This is a genomic window from Niallia laureatilytica (genome assembly GCF_046613985.1).
Classification (GTDB): domain Bacteria; phylum Bacillota; class Bacilli; order Bacillales; family Cytobacillaceae; genus Niallia.
Map to the genome: position 1 here is coordinate 984564 of NZ_JBKKHP010000001.1, position 18320 is coordinate 1002883.

General features: G+C 40.1%; 13 protein-coding genes. 1 reads left to right on the forward strand and 12 read right to left on the reverse strand.

The window, feature by feature from the left end:
- Positions 1 to 47: 47 nt before the first annotated feature.
- The 5 genes from icd to ACLIJJ_RS05020 all read right to left on the reverse strand — a co-directional run bounded on the left by icd (position 48) and on the right by ACLIJJ_RS05020 (position 6878).
- Positions 48 to 1316 (reverse strand): NADP-dependent isocitrate dehydrogenase, encoded by a 1269-nt coding sequence (gene icd, locus ACLIJJ_RS05000; protein WP_233317450.1) that lies wholly within the window; start codon positions 1314 to 1316, stop codon positions 48 to 50.
- Between the two features lie 202 nt (positions 1317 to 1518).
- Positions 1519 to 2634, reverse strand: a complete 1116-nt coding sequence (citZ, locus tag ACLIJJ_RS05005) for a citrate synthase (RefSeq protein ID WP_233317447.1) — start codon at positions 2632 to 2634, stop codon at positions 1519 to 1521.
- A gap of 678 nt (positions 2635 to 3312) precedes the next feature.
- Complete coding sequence (gene ggt / locus ACLIJJ_RS05010) at positions 3313 to 4893, reverse strand: gamma-glutamyltransferase (RefSeq protein WP_411410607.1); 1581 nt, start codon at positions 4891 to 4893, stop codon at positions 3313 to 3315.
- The gene (locus ACLIJJ_RS05015) at positions 4890 to 6131 is read right to left on the reverse strand and encodes an MFS transporter (RefSeq protein ID WP_233317443.1); all 1242 of its coding nucleotides are present in this window, start codon (positions 6129 to 6131) and stop codon (positions 4890 to 4892) included. Before ACLIJJ_RS05015 ends, ggt begins: the two co-directional genes overlap by 4 nt.
- A gap of 285 nt (positions 6132 to 6416) precedes the next feature.
- A complete protein-coding gene (locus tag ACLIJJ_RS05020; RefSeq protein ID WP_233317441.1) occupies positions 6417 to 6878 on the reverse strand; it encodes a DUF441 domain-containing protein in 462 nt (153 codons plus the stop codon).
- Positions 6879 to 7071: 193 nt separating this feature from the next.
- On the opposite strand from ACLIJJ_RS05020, the gene ytvI reads away from it, so the two are divergent.
- Positions 7072 to 8193: a sporulation integral membrane protein YtvI gene (gene ytvI, locus ACLIJJ_RS05025; protein WP_233317439.1), complete on the forward strand. Its 1122-nt coding sequence runs from the start codon at positions 7072 to 7074 to the stop codon at positions 8191 to 8193.
- A 52-nt stretch (positions 8194 to 8245) separates the two neighbouring features.
- Here the strand turns inward: ytvI and ACLIJJ_RS05030 are convergent, their stop codons facing one another.
- From ACLIJJ_RS05030 to dnaE, 7 genes are all read right to left on the reverse strand, one after another.
- Positions 8246 to 8635 (reverse strand): FxsA family protein, encoded by a 390-nt coding sequence (locus tag ACLIJJ_RS05030; protein WP_233317437.1) that lies wholly within the window; start codon positions 8633 to 8635, stop codon positions 8246 to 8248.
- 141 nt (positions 8636 to 8776) lie between these two features.
- A complete protein-coding gene (gene pyk, locus ACLIJJ_RS05035; protein ID WP_233317434.1) occupies positions 8777 to 10537 on the reverse strand; it encodes a pyruvate kinase in 1761 nt (586 codons plus the stop codon).
- 86 nt (positions 10538 to 10623) lie between these two features.
- Complete coding sequence (gene pfkA, locus ACLIJJ_RS05040) at positions 10624 to 11586, reverse strand: 6-phosphofructokinase (RefSeq protein WP_233317432.1); 963 nt, start codon at positions 11584 to 11586, stop codon at positions 10624 to 10626.
- Positions 11587 to 12090: 504 nt separating this feature from the next.
- The gene (gene accA, locus ACLIJJ_RS05045) at positions 12091 to 13044 is read right to left on the reverse strand and encodes an acetyl-CoA carboxylase carboxyl transferase subunit alpha (protein WP_233317429.1); all 954 of its coding nucleotides are present in this window, start codon (positions 13042 to 13044) and stop codon (positions 12091 to 12093) included.
- On the reverse strand, positions 13038 to 13907 hold the full coding sequence (accD, locus tag ACLIJJ_RS05050; protein ID WP_237942333.1) for an acetyl-CoA carboxylase, carboxyltransferase subunit beta: 870 nt from the start codon (positions 13905 to 13907) through the stop codon (positions 13038 to 13040). Before accD ends, accA begins: the two co-directional genes overlap by 7 nt.
- Before the next feature lie 168 nt (positions 13908 to 14075).
- Positions 14076 to 14693 carry a FadR/GntR family transcriptional regulator gene (locus tag ACLIJJ_RS05055; RefSeq protein ID WP_233317427.1) on the reverse strand — a complete coding sequence of 206 codons (618 nt, stop codon included), beginning with the start codon at positions 14691 to 14693 and terminating at the stop codon, positions 14076 to 14078.
- A gap of 162 nt (positions 14694 to 14855) precedes the next feature.
- Complete coding sequence (gene dnaE, locus ACLIJJ_RS05060; protein WP_341078108.1) at positions 14856 to 18218, reverse strand: DNA polymerase III subunit alpha; 3363 nt, start codon at positions 18216 to 18218, stop codon at positions 14856 to 14858.
- Between the last annotated feature and the right edge of the window lie 102 nt (positions 18219 to 18320).

Here is an 18320-nt window from a genome sequence, read left to right on the forward strand (position 1 = left end):
GCAGGTATTCTTTTGGAATACTTGGCAAATTCAAACGATGAGCTATTTTAGTCCATATTTTTAATTAATTCATCACCGAATTCAGAACATTTCACTTCAGTCGCTCCGTCCATTAAACGAGCGAAATCGTAAGTTACCACTTTAGAAGCGATAGTCTTTTCAACTGATGAAACAACTAACTGAGCTGCCTCATTCCAGCCTAAATGTTCAAGCAACAGTACACCTGAAAGTAGAACAGATGAAGGATTCACTTTATCTAATCCAGCATATTTTGGCGCAGTTCCATGTGTCGCTTCAAAGATAGCATGACCTGTTTCGTAGTTGATATTCGCTCCTGGAGCAATTCCAATTCCGCCTACTTGTGCTGCAAGCGCGTCAGAAATGTAGTCTCCATTCAAGTTCATTGTAGCAACTACATCGAACTCAGTTGGACGAGTCAGGATTTGCTGCAAGAAGATATCAGCAATGGAATCTTTTACGATGATCTTTCCAGCTGCTTCAGCTTCTGCCTGAGCTTTATTTGCTGCATCTGAGCCTTGCTCTTCTTTAATGCGGTCATATTGCGCCCAAGTGAACACTTTATCTCCGAATTCTTTCTCAGCTAGTTCATAGCCCCAGTTCTTAAAGGCACCTTCTGTAAATTTCATGATATTGCCTTTGTGTACAAGTGTTACAGACTTTCTGCCTTCTTTGATGGCATAGTTAATTGCAGCACGCACTAAACGGCTTGTGCCTTCTTCAGAAACCGGCTTGATTCCTAAACCGGAAGTTTCCGGGAATCTGATTTTGTTAACACCCATTTCATCTTGAAGGAATTTTAGTAGTTTAGCAGCACCTTCAGACCCTTTTTCATACTCGATTCCTGCATAGATATCTTCTGTATTTTCACGGAAGATAACCATGTCTGTATCTTGCGGTCTTTTAACAGGAGAAGGCACGCCTTCAAACCATCTAACAGGTCGCAAGCATACATAAAGGTCAAGCTCTTGACGAAGTGCTACGTTCAACGAACGAATTCCACCGCCGACAGGAGTTGTTAATGGACCTTTTATAGCAATCAAGTATTCTTGTATTTGTTCCAATGTTTCAGAAGGCAGCCATTCACCTGTTTCATTAAATGCCTTCTCTCCAGCCAACACTTCTTTCCAAACAATCTTACGATCACCGCTATATGCTTTTTCTACGGCAGCATCCAGCACTCTTGAAGCTGCAGCCCAGATGTCAGGACCGATTCCGTCACCTTCGATAAATGGTACGATTGGATTTGCTGGTACATTTAATACACCATCAACTACTGAAATTTTTTCACCTTTCATATGTATCCCTCCGTTAAAAAAGTATTTCCTGCAAAAGAAGCGTTACTCCTTTTGCAAGAATGGCTAAAGTAAGTTGCGCATATTGGCTTCGTCTAAGAAGGGCGCTCGGCACGTATGCCGCTTAATCGCACATTCCCCGCTTTAGGAGACTCCTGACTTTGCTTGTTCTATGCTGCAATAAGTATATCATAGACGCGTAAATTTAGCGTTCATGAACTGGAATGTAAACAGCTCTTTCAGGTCCTGTATAATCAGCTCTTGGCCTGATCAAGCGGTTATTTTCGTATTGCTCTAAAATATGGGCAAGCCATCCGGAAACCCTGCTCACAGCAAAAATCGGCGTGAACAAATCATGATCTATTTCCAGGCTGTGATAGACAGACGCAGAAAAGAAATCTACATTAGGAACAAGGCCTTTCTTTTCCTTCAGCAGTTCTTCAATCCTTAAGCTCATTTCAAACAGCTCTGATTGACCCGTCAATTCTGTCAGCTTCCTTGCCATTTCCTTCAAGTGCTTAGCACGCGGATCACCTTTACGGTAAACGCGGTGACCGAAGCCCATGATTTTTTCCTTCTTATCCATTTTGTCAAAAATATAAGCATCAACATTATCAACACTGCCGATTTCTGTCAGCATCTTCATGACTGCTTCGTTAGCACCGCCGTGGAGCGGTCCCTTCAATGCACCAATTGCAGATGTGATACCTGAATATACATCAGACAATGTTGCCACACAAACCCGTGCTGTAAACGTAGAAGCATTCAGCTCATGGTCTGCATGCAGCACTAATGCTTTATTAAATGCCTCTACCGCAATGCTCTCAGGCTCTTCTCCTGTCAGCATATATAAAAAATTTGCTGCAAAGTTCAAATCTTTTCTCGGTGCAATCGGATCAAGCCCTTTTCTTAATCTTGAGAAGGCTGTAACGATAGTAGGGATTTTGGCTTGTAATCTCAATGCTTTTTGATAGTTTGTGCTTTCATCCATAAAGTCAGCATCCTTATCGTAAACACCCAGAAGGGATACTGCTGAACGGAGTACAGCCATTGGGTGCACATTTGCAAGCGGCAACAGCCTAAGCTGTTCAAGCAGCGGCGCAGGCAGCTCTGCATTATCAGCTAACTCTTGCTTTAAATCATCCAATTCTGCTTCTGTCGGCAATCTTCTGTTCCACAGTAAAAAAACTACTTCTTCAAAACTGGAGTTTTCCGCCAAAACATCAATGTCATAACCAACATACGATAATGAATCATCAATGATAGAGCTGATAGAAGAAGTGGTTGCAATTATTCCTTCTAGACCTCTTGTTACTGCCATAAACTATCTCTCCTTTTCTCCTTACTTCTCTCCAATACATCGCAAAATATAAGTCCCCATATTATTCATGAATGTAGTTACGTATATAATTACAGATTTCTTTAATGAATCTTGCCTCTACATTGAATTTTTAGATTATTCAGACTAAAATTTGATTAAGACTTGTTTGGAGCCATTTAATAAAAAATTAGGTAGCAGCTGAAAAACAGCCTCTAAAAAAAGTTCACTATTTTGTTAGATTAACTGATTATGTACCTAAAAATCAATAAAAATTGTTTTGCGGATTGATAAAACCAGATTTTGAGGGGCCTTTTTCTAACATTTCCACCATAGTATCATTTCTCTTTTCTGTTAAAATAAGACATTGTAAATGCTTACATTTTTCGTCAAAAAAATAAGGAATACCATCTTTATAATACGGGTGTTCCGTAACTACATTTTTATTATACCTAAAAATTCTCCAAATGTCTCATATTTTACACCTATAAACTATCAATATAGTAAAAAATATTACATACTTACCATGCCTTTAGTAAAATATATTCTTTTCACACCGCTAATATTCCGGATTTTTTAGCACGGCATTGGAGACAAGTTGTGACATATAAATTATTTTTCTGCTAAAACAGTAAGTAAAAAAAAGGAAGCACAGCTGCTTTCATCTGTGCCCCCTCACCACTATCTTCCGACAGCTGCTCCATCACTTCTCGGGTCAACACCGCCATAGAAAAACCCTTGCTCATCAATGAGAATTGCGTTCGCATGACCCATAATCCCAGCATAGTCATCAACTCTATTCACTGAATGGCCTAGCTTTTGCAGCTTTTCCAAAACGTCATTTGCCACCCGACCTTCGATTTTCAATTCTTGGGTTTTTTCTCCCCAAGTTCTGCCCCATACAAATCTTGGACCGCTGATTGCAGCTTGTGGGTCCATCCCGTAGTCAAGCATTCTAGTGATCATCACCGTTTGTGTTTGCGGCTGTCCTTCACCGCCTTGTGTGCCGTATAGTACATATGGCTTATCTTCTTTAAAAGCCATCGCCGGCATCAACGTATGAAAAGTCCTTTTATTTGGTTCTAATGCATTAATATGGTCTGCATCAAGGGAAAAGAAGGAGCCTCTGTTTTGCATCGTAATTCCTGTATCTCCGGCAATAATTCCTGATCCAAACTCGAAATATAAGCTTTGAATAAAGGAAACTGCATTGCCGTCTTCGTCCACAACTGCAGCATGCGCAGTATCACTGCCGACAGGCTGTGTCGGCAAATCACATGTATGGTCAAATGATATGGAGGCAGCCAATTCCTTTGCATATTCTTTGCTTAATAATTTTTCTAACGGTATATTATGCCACACAGGATCTGTTAAGTGATTGTTCCGATCCTGGAAGCTTTTTTTCACAGCCTCCACTAATAGATGGTAATATTCGTATGATTCATGTGGGATTGCTGATAAATCGAAATTTTCCAAAATATTAAGTATCATCAGACCAACAAATCCTTGCGAGTTAGGTGGTACTTGGAATATGGTATAGTCCCGATATGTGGACGAAAGAGGTTCAGTCCATTCACCTTGATGTGCAGCAAAATCCTGTTCTGTCAGCAAACCGCCCTTTTTTTGGATACTGGAAATAATTCTCTTTGCTAAATCTCCTTTATAAAAATCATCTCTTCCTTTATCCGCCAAGCTTTGAAGTGTACACCCAAGATTTTTCTGCACAAACTTGCTGAATGTATTGGGCACTTTTCCCTCAGGCAAAAATACTTTTGCCATGTCTTTATCTGACTGTAACAGTTCGATACTCTTTACCGTATTTTCATATTGGTCATTGGAAACAGGGAATCCATTTTCGGCATATTCAATAGCAGGTGCAAGCACTTCCTTGAGTGACATCCTTCCATATTCCCTTAGGACTGCATCCCAGCTGTCTACCATCCCTGGCACTGTAATAACACTTTCTATTCCGCGAAAAGGAATCGCCTCTTTGCCTTTATATTTGTCTCTCGTTACTTTTGAACCGGAACGGCCACTGCCGTTGTAGGAGCGGACCTTCTTTTTTTCTGCATGATAAGCAAGCCAAAAGGAATCACCGCCAAGACCTGTCATATGAGGATAAACAACTGCAAGGCAAGCACTCACTGCAACAGCAGCATCAAATACGTTCCCTCCTTGTTGTAAAATCCTTTCACCAGCCTGTGAAGCTAAATAATGGGGGCTGACCACCATCGATTTTGTGCCGACAATTACTTTCTTCAAATCAGCTTCTCCTCCCTTTTCAAAGTGGCGATTGATTCAATCGAATTAACATCCGCTTGTTTTTTATCTGTCGTGAACAAAAATAATACTGCACCGATAATTAGCAGCCCCCCTGATAAATAGAAGCCAAATTCAAGACTTCCTGTCTTATCTGCAAAATAGCCTGTTATATATGGTGCAAAAATAGAGGAAAGCATACCGCTGAAGTTGAAAAACCCATAAACTCTCGAATACATGGACTGTGGCGTAATATCTGCCATATAAGAAATCAATACTGGGTCTAGCGCTAATTTCCCAAGCAAACCGTACAGGCATAAACCAACGATTAAGAAGGAGTAATTTTCTGTGTAAGGAATGACAAACTGACAGATTGCCCCTGCCAGGGAAAGCCCGATAATAAGCGGTTTTCTGCTTTTAATTCGATCAGATAAATAACCAAAAAGAATTGCTCCAGGAATGGAGGCCCACGGTACTAAGGAGGAAATAATGCCTGTTTGCGAAGCCTCTATATCTCTTGCTGTCTGCAAATAGTAAGGAAGCCATGTCAGCATTCCGAAAAAGCCATATAAGGAACAGAAAATCAACACATAAACGAATATATGGTTTTTTGTAAAAATGCTTTTTAATTCTACTTTTTCTGCTCCTTGAACAGCCTGTTTTTTCTCTTTATGTGAGTTATCGCGGACAAAAATACCAATTAAGATACCGACGATTATCGTTGGGATGGCAAAGACATAAAAGGGAAACTGCCACCCTTTATTTAAAGTATAGGTAAAGTAGCTTGATGACATAAATCCAAGTGAGATACCAAAGGCCATGCCGCTGTTTATAATCGCAGAAACGAGGCCGCGGTACTTCTTCGGAGTAATGGTGGAGGAGATGCCGTATTGCGAGCCATAATAGGTGCCCTCACCTAATCCAGTAAGTGCGCGCATCAGTAGAAATATCCCAAATGTTGTAGATGCACCACTCAAATATGTTCCGATACCAAAAACGATAAAGCCGATCACTAACACTTTGACACGGCCGAACTTATCTGCCAAAAACCCTGTAGGAATTTGCATGAAGGCATATGCAGCAAAAAAGACGGTCGCCATTAATCCTAACTGCGTTTGATTTAAACTCCATTCCTCGCCGATACTGCCCATGACAGGTGATAAGATATTTCTGTCAGCATACATAAATACCCAGCCTAAAAAGAATAAAAAGATAGTGAGTACAGGACGTGTTTTTTTCATGTAATTGTCTCCTTTTACTAAAATGTTGACACAATCGTACCATGATAAAAACAAAAGGAAATGAATTCTGTCAGATAATCTGACAGTGTTTTTTCGTTTTGAAAATAATTATCTTTAAATAATTTCATTATGTATAAATTAAAAACTTAAAATTTACTATTCGAAAGTTGGCAGCATTTACATGAAAGGATTTCTTACAATATGTAGAGGAGATACAAAAGTGAGAGGAGATGAAACAAAAGAACAATAAAGGGAACCTCAGAACGTGTTCCCTCGCCTATTTCGCTATTTAAACCACTCCATAGCCCTCATCGCCATGTATGCAATCCCTGCTCCTATTAACGGACCAACAGCAACCCCTTTAAACAAGGAAACAGCTAAAATGGTTCCTAATACAAGTGCAGTAGTGATTTGGGGATCTGATGACAGCAAGTTAACCCCGCCTTTGGCAAGCAGTGCGACTGCAATTCCAGATAAGAGGGCAATCCATGCAAAAGGAGATTTAAAAGCGGCAGAAAGATCTCGGAAACCGATTTCACCAGTTGCGATGGGTGCCAGTACAGCTATTGTAATAATGGTAACCCCCCAATTAATCCCCTTTGACTGGATGAAAGAGAAGGATTTTGCATCAAGGCCGATCACCTTTAAAATCAATAATGCTCCGACTGCGAACAGCAGAGATGTGTTTTTGGCAATAAGGGCGATAATGACAAGCAAATATAAAAATAGGTATGATTGACTAAACATATTATGTACTCCTTTCTAAAGCTAAATTACCATTTATTGACCCATCCTTTTCCTTTCCTCTATAATCAATGATATAAGCATAGATGAGCCGTTAACAGATTATACTTTATGGCTGCATTGTTTAAGTTTACATATGAAATGATAACATTTCGGAAAGACTGCTATGTATTTTCCAAAGAATGGAGGACGTCTATTGAACCTGACTTTGATTCACCGTTCACTTCGTCTGCTGTTTGTAATTGCAGTGACGGTACTAGTATTTGTTGGTTTTTTTTATTTATCAAAAATAACCTATCCCTTTATTATCGGTTTTTTGATTGCGTTCCTGATGAATCCACTTGTAAACTTCCTGCAATTTAAGTGTAGATTACCTAGGTCCTTTGCCGTAGTTTTAAGTATTATTATCATTTTATCTGTGTTTGCAGGCCTTATTACACTGTTAATCGCAGAAATTGTCACAGGTGCTGCCTATCTTGCTAATGTCGTACCACAGCATATTAATACACTGATTGAATACATAGAGAACTTTTTTACCGCCCAAATTATCCCGCTTTACAATCAGCTTGCAAGCACATTTAACAGCTTAGGTACTAACCAGCAGGATACCATTATTTCCAATATCAAAAATGTTGGAGAGCAAATCGGGACAAGTGTGGGAGCGTTTATCCAATCGTTTTTCCAAAACATCCCGATTATCTTGTCTTGGTTTCCCAATGCTGCTACTGTGATTATTTTCTCTTTATTGGCCACCTTCTTTATCAGCAAAGACTGGAATCGCCTCATACGAAAACTTTCAAAATTGCTTCCTCCGCGTTTGAGCAGAAGCGGAAAATCCGTGTTTGTCGATTTAAAGAGAGCATTGCTTGGTTTTTTGAAGGCTCAGCTTACATTAGTATCTATCACAACAGTCATCATTTTAATCGGCTTAATCATTCTTAGAGTCGATTACGCAATCACTATTGCCTTAGTAACTGGGATTGTTGATATTATCCCTTATTTAGGCACTGGGCTAGTCTTTGTTCCATGGATTATATACGAAATGATTGCCGGACAAATGCCTTTAGCTGTCGGACTGACAGTATTGTATATAGTAGTTCTTGTGCAAAGACAAATCATGGAACCAAAAATCCTTTCTTCTAGCATCGGTGTTGATCCTCTTGCAACATTAATTGCCTTATTTGTCGGCTTTAAGCTGATCGGTTTTTTAGGATTAATCATCGGTCCAGTCACACTTGTCATTATTAGCACATTGAATAAAGCTGGAGTTTTCGCTGATTTATGGAGCTTCATAAAAGGAGACGAAAAAAAGATATAACAAGCAAACAAGCGGCCTGGAATAAATCCTGGCCGCTTGTTTTTTCCTACATTCATTGTTGAATGATAATCCTGTTCTTTTGCAGCAGTTTTTTCTGCATGTAGTTAAGCAGCAGCTTCTTGCAAAGCTTCCTCGTCGGTGGAAGCAACAGTAAAGCACCTGCAATATCAGACAGAAAGCCTGGCAGCAGCATAAGTATTCCTCCGAGAAGTACACAAAAACCGTTCAATATGGCATCGCCTGGAAGTCTTCCTGAATTTAATTGCTCTTGAACATTTTTTATGGCTTTTACGCCTTCCTTTTTAAGAATAAAAGCTCCCAGCGCACTGGTTACCACCACTAACAGCAAAGTCTCCGGTATGCCGATAAACCGTCCTGACAGCAGAAATGCAGCCAGTTCGACAAGCGGAAGAAACAATAATGCGATAAAAAGATTGCGCAAAATGATGCTCCTCCTTCAAAACCACTTTTCTCTATTATAGCTTTTTCTGCTTGATTAGAAAAATATTTAGTGAATGCATATTCTTCCAAACAAAACAAAACGCCAAGGGTAAAGAACCATTGGCGTTTTTATTATTAACTATTACAGCACACTTGCATGTCCGCTGTAGATTGTTCCAATACGGGAATCAACTGTAATTTCTTGTCCATCTTCGAAGATGCTAGTTGCATTTTCAACACCTACGATTACTGGGATACCAAGATTTAGTCCAACTACAGCAGCATGGCTTGTTAATCCGCCCTCTTCTGTAATCAAAGCACTGCATTTTTCCAAAGCTGGAACCATGTCACGATCTGTTCCTGTAGTTACTAAAACAGAACCTTGCTTCACTTTATCAAGTGCATCCTTCGCATTGTTAGCAACGATAACTTTACCGTAAGCTGTTTTGCGGCCGATACCTTGACCTTTTGCTAAAACGTCTCCAACAACATGAATTTTCATGATGTTTGTAGTTCCTGTTTCCCCAACTGGCAGACCAGCTGTAATAACAACCGTGTCACCGTGTGTCACGATAGAGCTGTTAACACTCTCTTGTACTGCTACATCTAGCATTTCATCAGTAGACTCTGATCTTGTGCTTAGACGTGGATAAACACCCCAAACTAGAGCAAGCTGTCTTAAAATATGCGCATCATATGTCACAGCAACAATTGGAGCTTCCGGACGGAATTTAGAAATCATTCTTGCCGTTTGTCCACTTGCAGTTGGTGTGATTACTGCTTTAACATCAAGATTCAAAGCAGTGTGAGCAACAGATTGTCCAATTGAATCAGTGATGTTGTGCTCAATCTCTCTGCTGCGTTTTGAAAGGATCTCTTTATGGTTAAGAGCTGTTTCTGCTCTTGACGCGATATTATGCATTGTTTGAACAGCTTCAACAGGGTATGTTCCAGCAGCTGTTTCTCCAGAAAGCATGATAGCATCTGTACCGTCAAAAATCGCATTTGCTACATCACTTGCTTCCGCTCTTGTTGGACGCGGATTGCGCTGCATGCTGTCAAGCATTTGCGTAGCAGTAATAACCGGCTTACCTAAGATATTACATTTTTTAATCAATAATTTTTGAACCAATGGAACTTCCTCTGCAGGTATTTCCACACCTAAGTCACCGCGTGCTACCATTAAGCCGTCGGAAACTTCCAAGATTTCATCGATGTTATCGACACCTTCTTGGTTTTCGATTTTAGGAATGATATGAACATGAGAAGCGTTATTGTCTTTTAACAACTGCTTAATTTCAAGTACGTCAGATGCACGGCGAACAAATGAAGCTGCGATGAAGTCAATGCCTTGCTCCACTCCGAATAGAATGTCGTTAGCATCTTTTTCTGTGATTCCTGGAAGCTTAACAGAAACGCCAGGCACGTTAACACCTTTTTTGTTTTTCAATGTGCCTGTATTGAGGATTTTTGTATGTATTTCTCCTGCTGCTTTATCAATGCTTGTTACTTCAAGTCCAATTAAGCCATCATCCAAAAGGATTTTGCTTCCTGCTTCGACATCATCGATAAGTCCTTCGTATGTAATGGAGAATTTTTCTGTAGTACCTTCTACTTCTTTCATAGAAACAATGATGTTGTTTCCAGCTACAAGCTCAATAGCACCGTCTTTCATATTATTCGTACGAATTTCCGGGCCTTTTGTATCAAGAAGAATCGCGATGTTTTTACCAGTAACTTCAGATGCTTCACGGATGTTTTTAATACGAGCTCCATGCTCATCAAAATCACCATGAGAGAAGTTTAAACGTGCAACGTTCATACCTGCTTCCATAAGTTGTGTCAGCTTTTCAACACTTTCACTAGCAGGACCGATTGTACATACTATTTTTGTCTTACGCATTATTATTGCCTCCAATTTAAATATTTTTTATTCATGGCAGAGACTCCAAGTAGAAATAATTCTAATTCGAGTCTCCTGTTCTATCATTAGATGGACAATTCTTTTGATAGGCGATATAAGTTCTTGTCGATTGTATGTTTGCGTGATAATGCTTCAATTATATCATAATCTACCAATTGGTTCTTTTCGATACCAACTGCTCGTCCGCCTTTTCCTTCTACAAGAAGCTCGACTGCGTATGCGCCAAGTCTGCTTGCAAGCACACGGTCTGCTGCAGTTGGAGAACCTCCGCGCTGCATATGACCCAATACAGAGACGCGAGTGTCAAACCCAGTGTGCTCTTCAATTTGTCTGCCGATTTCGACACCTGAGCTTACACCTTCAGCAACAATGATAATGCTGTGTTTTTTGCCGCGTTCACTACCTTTTTTCAGACGGTCAACCACTTCTTCAATATGGAAGCCTTCTTCTGGAATAAGGATTGTTTCAGCTCCGCCAGCAAGACCTGCCCAAAGTGCAATGTCTCCAGCGTTTCTTCCCATAACTTCGACAATAAATGTACGCTCATGGGATGTTGCTGTATCGCGGATTTTGTCAATCGCATCAATAACAGTGTTCAAAGCTGTATCAAATCCGATAGTCAGCTCTGTTCCTGGAATATCGTTGTCGATTGTTCCTGGCACGCCGACACATGGATACCCTTGTTCTGTAAGCGCCTTCGCACCCATGTAGGACCCGTCTCCACCGATAACTACAAGACCATCAATACCGTGCTTTTTAAGCTGCTCAATACCTTTTTGTTGACCTTCTTTTGTTTTAAACTCTTCACAACGAGCAGAAAATAAGAATGTTCCGCCGCGGTGAATGATGTCTCCAACAGAACCAACTTCTAGTTTCTTGAAGTTTCCATTGATTAGACCTGCATATCCGCCAATTACTCCGTATACTTCCACGTTATGGAAAATAGCTTTACGCACAACTGCTCTTACTGCTGCATTCATTCCTGGCGCATCTCCGCCGCTAGTTAGTACCCCAATTCTTTTAACCATTACAATCACCTCATACAATTTAATCCACTGCTATGTAGATAAAAACATACATATACTAAATTATATAACATCTTTCTGCAATATCTGTCACAAATATTACACATAAAAAGATAATATTCCCTAAAAAATAGTAATTCCCAAGGCTTTCTTTTCCTTATTATGATAATTTAGCGTTCATTTAATTACATTTGACTATAACAATTCTAACATATCATGAAGGCTCATCTATCTCAACTTTATCTAAAAAAAAAATTAAAGACGGAATTGTCAGCAAAATCTTATTTGCTCCCTCTTTTATCTTTTCCCGAATAAGAAAGCTTAAACCCTCTAGCATGCTATTTAAGAATCTTTGATGATTCCTTTTTTGCCGACATCTGCATTTTCTCATTTTCCGATGATAATTGCTATATTTTCATTCAATATTTTTATATTAAGATTTGCACAAAAAAAAATAAAGCTTAAACAAGAAGCTTATGCTTCCCATTTAAGCTCTTTACGTTAGAATCACTCAGAGATATGTTCTCCGATGCTTTTGAATTTATTGTAACGGTGTTCAACAAGCTCACCTTCTGTCATTGCCCTCAATTCCTTAAGGGATGCAAACAACACCTGTTCAATCTCACCAGCTTGTGCTTCGACATCGTGATGTGCTCCGCCTCTTACCTCTGGAATGATCGTATCAACAATACCCAGCTCCTTCAAATCAGGTGCCGTGATTTTCATCTTTTCTGCAGCTTGCTTTGCCAGATTAGAGTCTTTCCATAGGATGCTTGCTGCACCTTCAGGAGAAATAACGGAATACGTGGAGTTCTCAAGCATATGCATATGGTTACCAACACCTAATGCCAGCGCTCCGCCACTTCCTCCTTCTCCAATTACGATGCAGATAACAGGCACTTTTAAAGAAGCCATCTCAAATAAATTTTTCGCAATAGCTTCACTTTGCCCGCGTTCTTCTGCCGCTTTTCCAGGATAAGCCCCTTTTGTATCAATAAAGCAAACAATCGGCCGTCTAAACTTATCTGCCTGTTTCATTAATCTCAATGCTTTTCTGTATCCCTCAGGATGAGGCATACCAAAGTTTCTGCGGATATTTTCCTTTGTATCCTTCCCTCTTTGGTGGCCTATAACTGTTATCGGAAGACCTTTAAATTTAGCAATACCGGCAACTATTGCTGCATCATCACCAAATGTTCTGTCACCATGCAGCTCGATAAAATCGGTGAAAAGATATGGAATATAGTCAAGAGTTGTCGGTCTGCTTGGGTGTCTTGCAATCTGCACCCTGTCCCAAGGCTTCATGTTCTCATATATATCCTTTTCCAATTTCTCCAATCGTTTTTCCAGTTTTTCAATTTCAGTAGAAAGATCAACATTTGCTTTTTTCGAGAAATCTTCAAGTTCTTTAATCTTGTTTTTCAGTTCAACGACTGGCTTGTCAAATTCTAGTTCTACCATTCTGAATCACCGCCCGCTTGATGCATTTCTAATACTAAATGGAGTTTTTCTTTCATTTCCAGTCTCGGTATAACGGCATCGAGCTGACCATGCTTTAATAAAAACTCAGATGTTTGGAAGTCTTCCGGCAGCTTTTCGCCTATCGTCTGTTCGATAATTCTTCTACCTGCGAATCCGATCAGGGCGCCTGGCTCAGCAAAGTTATAGTCTCCTAACGAAGCAAAACTTGCAGACACTCCACCTGTTGTTGGATGTGTCATCACCGTAATGTACAACCCGCCATTGTCGCTGAATTTCTTCAATGCTGTACTTGTTTTAGCCATTTGCATTAAACTGAGGACACCTTCCTGCATCCTTGCACCGCCTGATGCTGTGAAAATGATGAATGGCACAGAAAGTTCATCTGCTTTTTCTATTGCCAAAGTGATTTTCTCTCCGACAACCGATCCCATGCTTCCCATTCTAAAGGAAGAATCCATGACAGCGACTACTACTTGAAGACCATTTATTTCACCAGTGCCCGTTACAACCGCTTCATTCATATGCGTTTTTTTCTGATCGCCTGCGATTTTTTCCTCGTAGCCTGGGAAATTTAATGGATTGCCTGTTTTCATTTCCTTGTTCATCTCTGTGAACGTGCCTTCATCAAGCAAGCTGTCGAGCCTCTCATAGCCTGTCATTGGCAAGTGGAAGCCACAGTTCAGGCAAACCTTGAGGTTCTTTTGCAATTCCTTTGTATACATGATTTTTTTGCAATTGCTGCATTTTGTCATGACACCTTCTGGAACATCATGTTTAGATGATTCTGAAGGGATGGTTGCATATTTCTTTTTTTTCGATTTCGAAAATATTTCCTTTATCATCAATGTGGAAGCCTCCCCATTTTTTTGCATTTTGCGCTTTATCTAAGACCATATTTTTAATCTTAGCAGCACATTATAGAAAAAAAAGCATACTGATACTTGCCTGACTGGCATTTTTAAAAAGTATCTAAAAATCAGGATAATAAATAAAATAATAGCTAATTTTCTTTAAAGTTGCTTTTTTTCCCTATAGTTCATGATCAGTTCTAGTTCATTTTTGCTTTTTATATTATTTAATAGCAGCAAATAGTCTTCTTTTGTCCAGTAGACATTGGAAAACCCTAAAGAATAATAATAATCCTTTAGAATAGTCCATAAACGAAACAGCAAATAGTTGTCGGCTATATGGACAATCTTGAAAAAGAAATCACTCTCACTGACCTTTTCAGACTCAACCCATTCTGTGATTTCGGCCAGCTCTTTCTCTGTCATTTTTTCCATTGCAATTTGCAAACAATTCAATTGTATAAAGTTCTTTGTTTCTAATACATCCAATTTAGCCTTTTCATCACGCAGTATAAATGTGCTGATTAACTGTACAAGACGATGTCCTTGAAAATCCCGAAGAAAAGTGCCTTCGCCTTTTTTCGTCTCAATAAGCCCTAAAAGCTCTAAAGCCCTCAGCGCCTCTCTTACAGACGACCTTCCTGCATTTAGCCTTTCGGAAAGGGTACGTTCAGAGGGAAGCCTGTCTCCAGGTTTTAAGCCATCCTGCTCAATCATGTCCCTTAATTGATTGACTATGTCCAAATAAAGCTTGGAGCTGTTAGAAGAAGACTCGTTCACCGTTCATCATCACCTGCTTCTTGTTAGCATGTCCTTAAAACTTCTGGTCATCTTTCCTTTTCCCGCCATAAAAACTTCCTGTTTCTGTAAGAAAACTCGCGAACTTAGTGGTCAGACCAGTTGACTTATTAAACAATATAACAAGATTGCAGAGTTGTAAAGTTAATCAGACAAGATTACGTGATTTGTACCAAGCAATTCTTCAAGCCTTTGAAGGCATTCCTTTACAGGATCGATGAAGAAATCTTCATTCAGCTGAATTGTCTTTCCAGATTGCACATAGTGGATAATAACAGGGGTAGCCCCTTTATAATTGTTAATGATGTCCAATAGTCTTCCTTTTATTTCATCTGTTTCATTTTCCTGGACAATCTTAATAAATAATTTATGTTTGTTTGCTTTCTGTGATTGGACGATTTCCAAAACATTTGCAGCATCTTGGATAACAAATTGTTTGTTTCCGTTCCGTTCATCAACTTTCCCTTCCATAAATACAATTTTTTCCGTTTGAATCAAGTTTTGCAGTTTTTTATAAGCTGCCGGAAAAGCGACTGCCTCCATTTCCCCGCTCTGGTCACTTATGGAAAGGAACGCCATCGGTTCCCCTTTTTTTGTTCGGATTGCTTTCCAGTCCGTTATATATACTATAGTCCTGTATTTTCCGCCTGGAGCCATCTCACCTAAATGATTAGAGCGAAGCAATTGCTTGTATTGCTCATATATGGAAACTGGGTGATTAGATAGATAGAGTCCGAGAACCTTTTTCTCTAATGAAAGCTTATCCTCTGCGTTCATCGGATCTACTTGGACATATTTCGGCTTAAAGAAGAAGCCTTCTTCACCGAACAGATCATCTTGTTCCATGCCATCTGGATGAACAAGTTGAGCATGCTGAATTGCTACATCAATGGTCGCAAGCAATGTTGCCCTGTCCTCTCCAAATTCGTCAAAGCAGCCTGCGTATATAAAGGCTTCTATGATTTTTCTGTTTACTATCTTTGGAGAGGTTCGCAAACAGAAATCAAAAAGATCCTCAAATCTTTTTTGCCTTCTCGCACGGAACACTTCTTTCAAGACAGCTGCTCCGACCCCTTTAACAGCCGCTAAGCTGTATAAAATCTCACTGCCTTCGACCATAAAGGCGAAATGACTCTTATTAATAGAAGGAGGCAAAACCTTAATACCCATTTGCTTTGATTCCTGGATATACTGCATAATTTTCCCTTCATTTCCGACTGCTGACGTCAGAAGAGATGACATGAAAAACAGCGGATAGTTCGCCTTTAAGTAGGCAAGCTGGTAGGCAATCATACTGTATGCTACTGCGTGACTCCTATTAAACCCGTAATCTGCAAATCGGACAATCAGTTCATAAATTTCATCTGCGGCCTTTTGTGTATATCCCTTTGCCAACGCACCATTTACAAAATGAACCCGTTCTGACGCTAGCACATCCCGCTGCTTTTTGCTCACTGCTCTGCGAAGCAAATCTGCTTCGCCTAGAGTAAAACCTGCCATTTTAGAAGCAATTTGCATAATCTGCTCTTGGTAAACAATTACCCCGTATGTTTTCTCTAAGATTACCTGCAAATCAGGGTGGTAATAATCAATTTCTTCTTTGCCGTGCTTCCTGTTAATATATAACGGGATGTTCTCCATTGGACCGGGACGGTAAAGGGCATTAACAGCTACTATGTCTTCAAACTCTGTTGGTTTTAGCTTTTTCAAGACATTTCTCATTCCGTCAGATTCCAACTGAAATATTCCTGTTGTTTCTCCTTGGCTCAAGAGTTCAAACACTGCTGAATCATCTAAAGGAATTTCTTTAATTGCGATTCTTCTATGTGTTTGGCGCTGAATGGTTTCCATGATAGATTGCAGCAAGGATAAATTCCTTAACCCGAGAAAATCCATCTTTAATAATCCCAGTTCCTCCAAATGCTCCATGCTGTACTGTGTTAAATAAACCTCTTCATTGCCTCCTTGAATCGGGACAATCTGTACAAGGGGCTCCTCGCTTAACACTACCCCAGCAGCATGTGTAGACGCATGTCGCGGCAGCCCTTCTATTTTGCAAGCTGTTTCAAAGATTTGTTTATTTTTCGGAGATTCCGCAATAAATGCTTGAAGCTGCTTTGATTCCCGCAGGGACTGCTCCAATGTGATTCCAAGCTTCGAGGGCACTGATTTTGAAAGCTGCTCCAACTCTTTCATCGATAACCCAAAAACCCTGCCAACATCTCTTAAGGCAGCTTTTGCTGCAAGTGTCCCAAATGTAATAATTTGTGCTACATGCAGCTCCCCATATTTGTTTTTAACATATTCAATAACCTGTTCCCGCTTGTCATCCGGGAAATCAATATCGATATCTGGCATCGTAATCCGTTCAGGATTCAAGAAGCGCTCAAACAGCAAGTCATATTTTATCGGATCAACGTCTGTAATGAACAACACATATGCAACCATCGAGCCTGCAGCAGAACCCCTTCCAGGACCTGTTAGGATTTCGTTGTCTCTTGCATATTTCATAAAGTCCCAGACAATCAGAAAGTAATCGCTGTAGCCCATCCGGTTGATTACATCCAGTTCATAACGAAGGCGTTCCATATGTATTTTCGAAGGATTTGTATATCTAGCTTTCAGCCCTTGCTCGCATAAGTCCAGTAAATACCCGTCGGCTGTTTGTCCGGCTAAAAGAGGGTATTTTGGCAATGCAGCGACCTTCTCTCCAAGCTGGAATTCACATGCTGAAGCAACCGCCCAAGTATTCTCCAACGCCTCCGGCTCCTCGCTGAACAGCTCTACCATCTCCTGCTTGCTTTTCAAATAACGCTCTTCAGATTCCCATTCATCCTCTACTACCTCAGCTAAGGTGATGCCATGTTTAATTGCATTCAAACAGCTTTGCGCAAAACGGTCTCCCTTGCTTGTATACTTGACATCATTTACAGCAATCAGTTTTGTTGCTGAAGACTCTGCTAATTCTTTTAGCTTTTTATTCAAGGCTGTCTCTGCTTCTATCCCGTGCTTTTGTAGCGATAAATAAAAATGACCGGGAGCGAGTATGCTCTTAAATAAAGCCACTGTTTCTTTAGCGTGCTCTAGGTCTTCTGCCAGCAGAGACTGCTCTATTTCACCACTATGTCCTGGAGTAAACGCAAACAGCCCGTCAGCATAATGCTTTAGCCATCTGATTGGAATGCCTTGTTTGTTTTTAGTCTGGATGGCACTTGATAATTTCAACAGGTTTTGGAAGCCTTCCCCGTTTTTTGCCAGCAGCACTAGAGGGAAGGCCGTATCTGTGTGCTTTTCACTGATAATATCGACAGTTAAACCGATAATAGGTTTAATATTCTGCTTGATACATTCCTTATAAAAAGCTGCCGTCCCATACATAACATTGCGATCGGTCAAGGCAAGCGCACTGAATCCCCTTTCCTTCGCAGCGGAAACAAGCTGTTTAACGGACGCTGTACTCGACAGCAAGCTGTACGCGCTTGATACTTGCAGATGAACAAAAGACATATAATCACCACTCTTTTACAAAAACTTTCTACTATTATTCTTTATCGCCACAATCATTTAATTGTTCGACTATGGCAACTAATTATCCTTTTATTATAGTTC

Excerpts from the sequence above, each read along its gene's own strand:
- icd (WP_233317450.1), bottom strand. The coding sequence starts at position 1,316 with ATGAAAGGTGAAAAAATTTCAGTAGTTGATGGTGTATTAAATGTACCA.
- citZ (WP_233317447.1), bottom strand. The coding sequence starts at position 2,634 with ATGGCAGTAACAAGAGGTCTAGAAGGAATAATTGCAACCACTTCTTCT.
- ACLIJJ_RS05015 (WP_233317443.1), bottom strand. The coding sequence starts at position 6,131 with ATGAAAAAAACACGTCCTGTACTCACTATCTTTTTATTCTTTTTAGGC.
- ACLIJJ_RS05020 (WP_233317441.1), bottom strand. The coding sequence starts at position 6,878 with ATGTTTAGTCAATCATACCTATTTTTATATTTGCTTGTCATTATCGCC.
- pyk (WP_233317434.1), bottom strand. The coding sequence starts at position 10,537 with ATGCGTAAGACAAAAATAGTATGTACAATCGGTCCTGCTAGTGAAAGT.
- pfkA (WP_233317432.1), bottom strand. The coding sequence starts at position 11,586 with ATGGTTAAAAGAATTGGGGTACTAACTAGCGGCGGAGATGCGCCAGGA.
- accA (WP_233317429.1), bottom strand. The coding sequence starts at position 13,044 with ATGGTAGAACTAGAATTTGACAAGCCAGTCGTTGAACTGAAAAACAAG.
- accD (WP_237942333.1), bottom strand. The coding sequence starts at position 13,907 with ATGATAAAGGAAATATTTTCGAAATCGAAAAAAAAGAAATATGCAACC.
- dnaE (WP_341078108.1), bottom strand. The coding sequence starts at position 18,218 with ATGTCTTTTGTTCATCTGCAAGTATCAAGCGCGTACAGCTTGCTGTCG.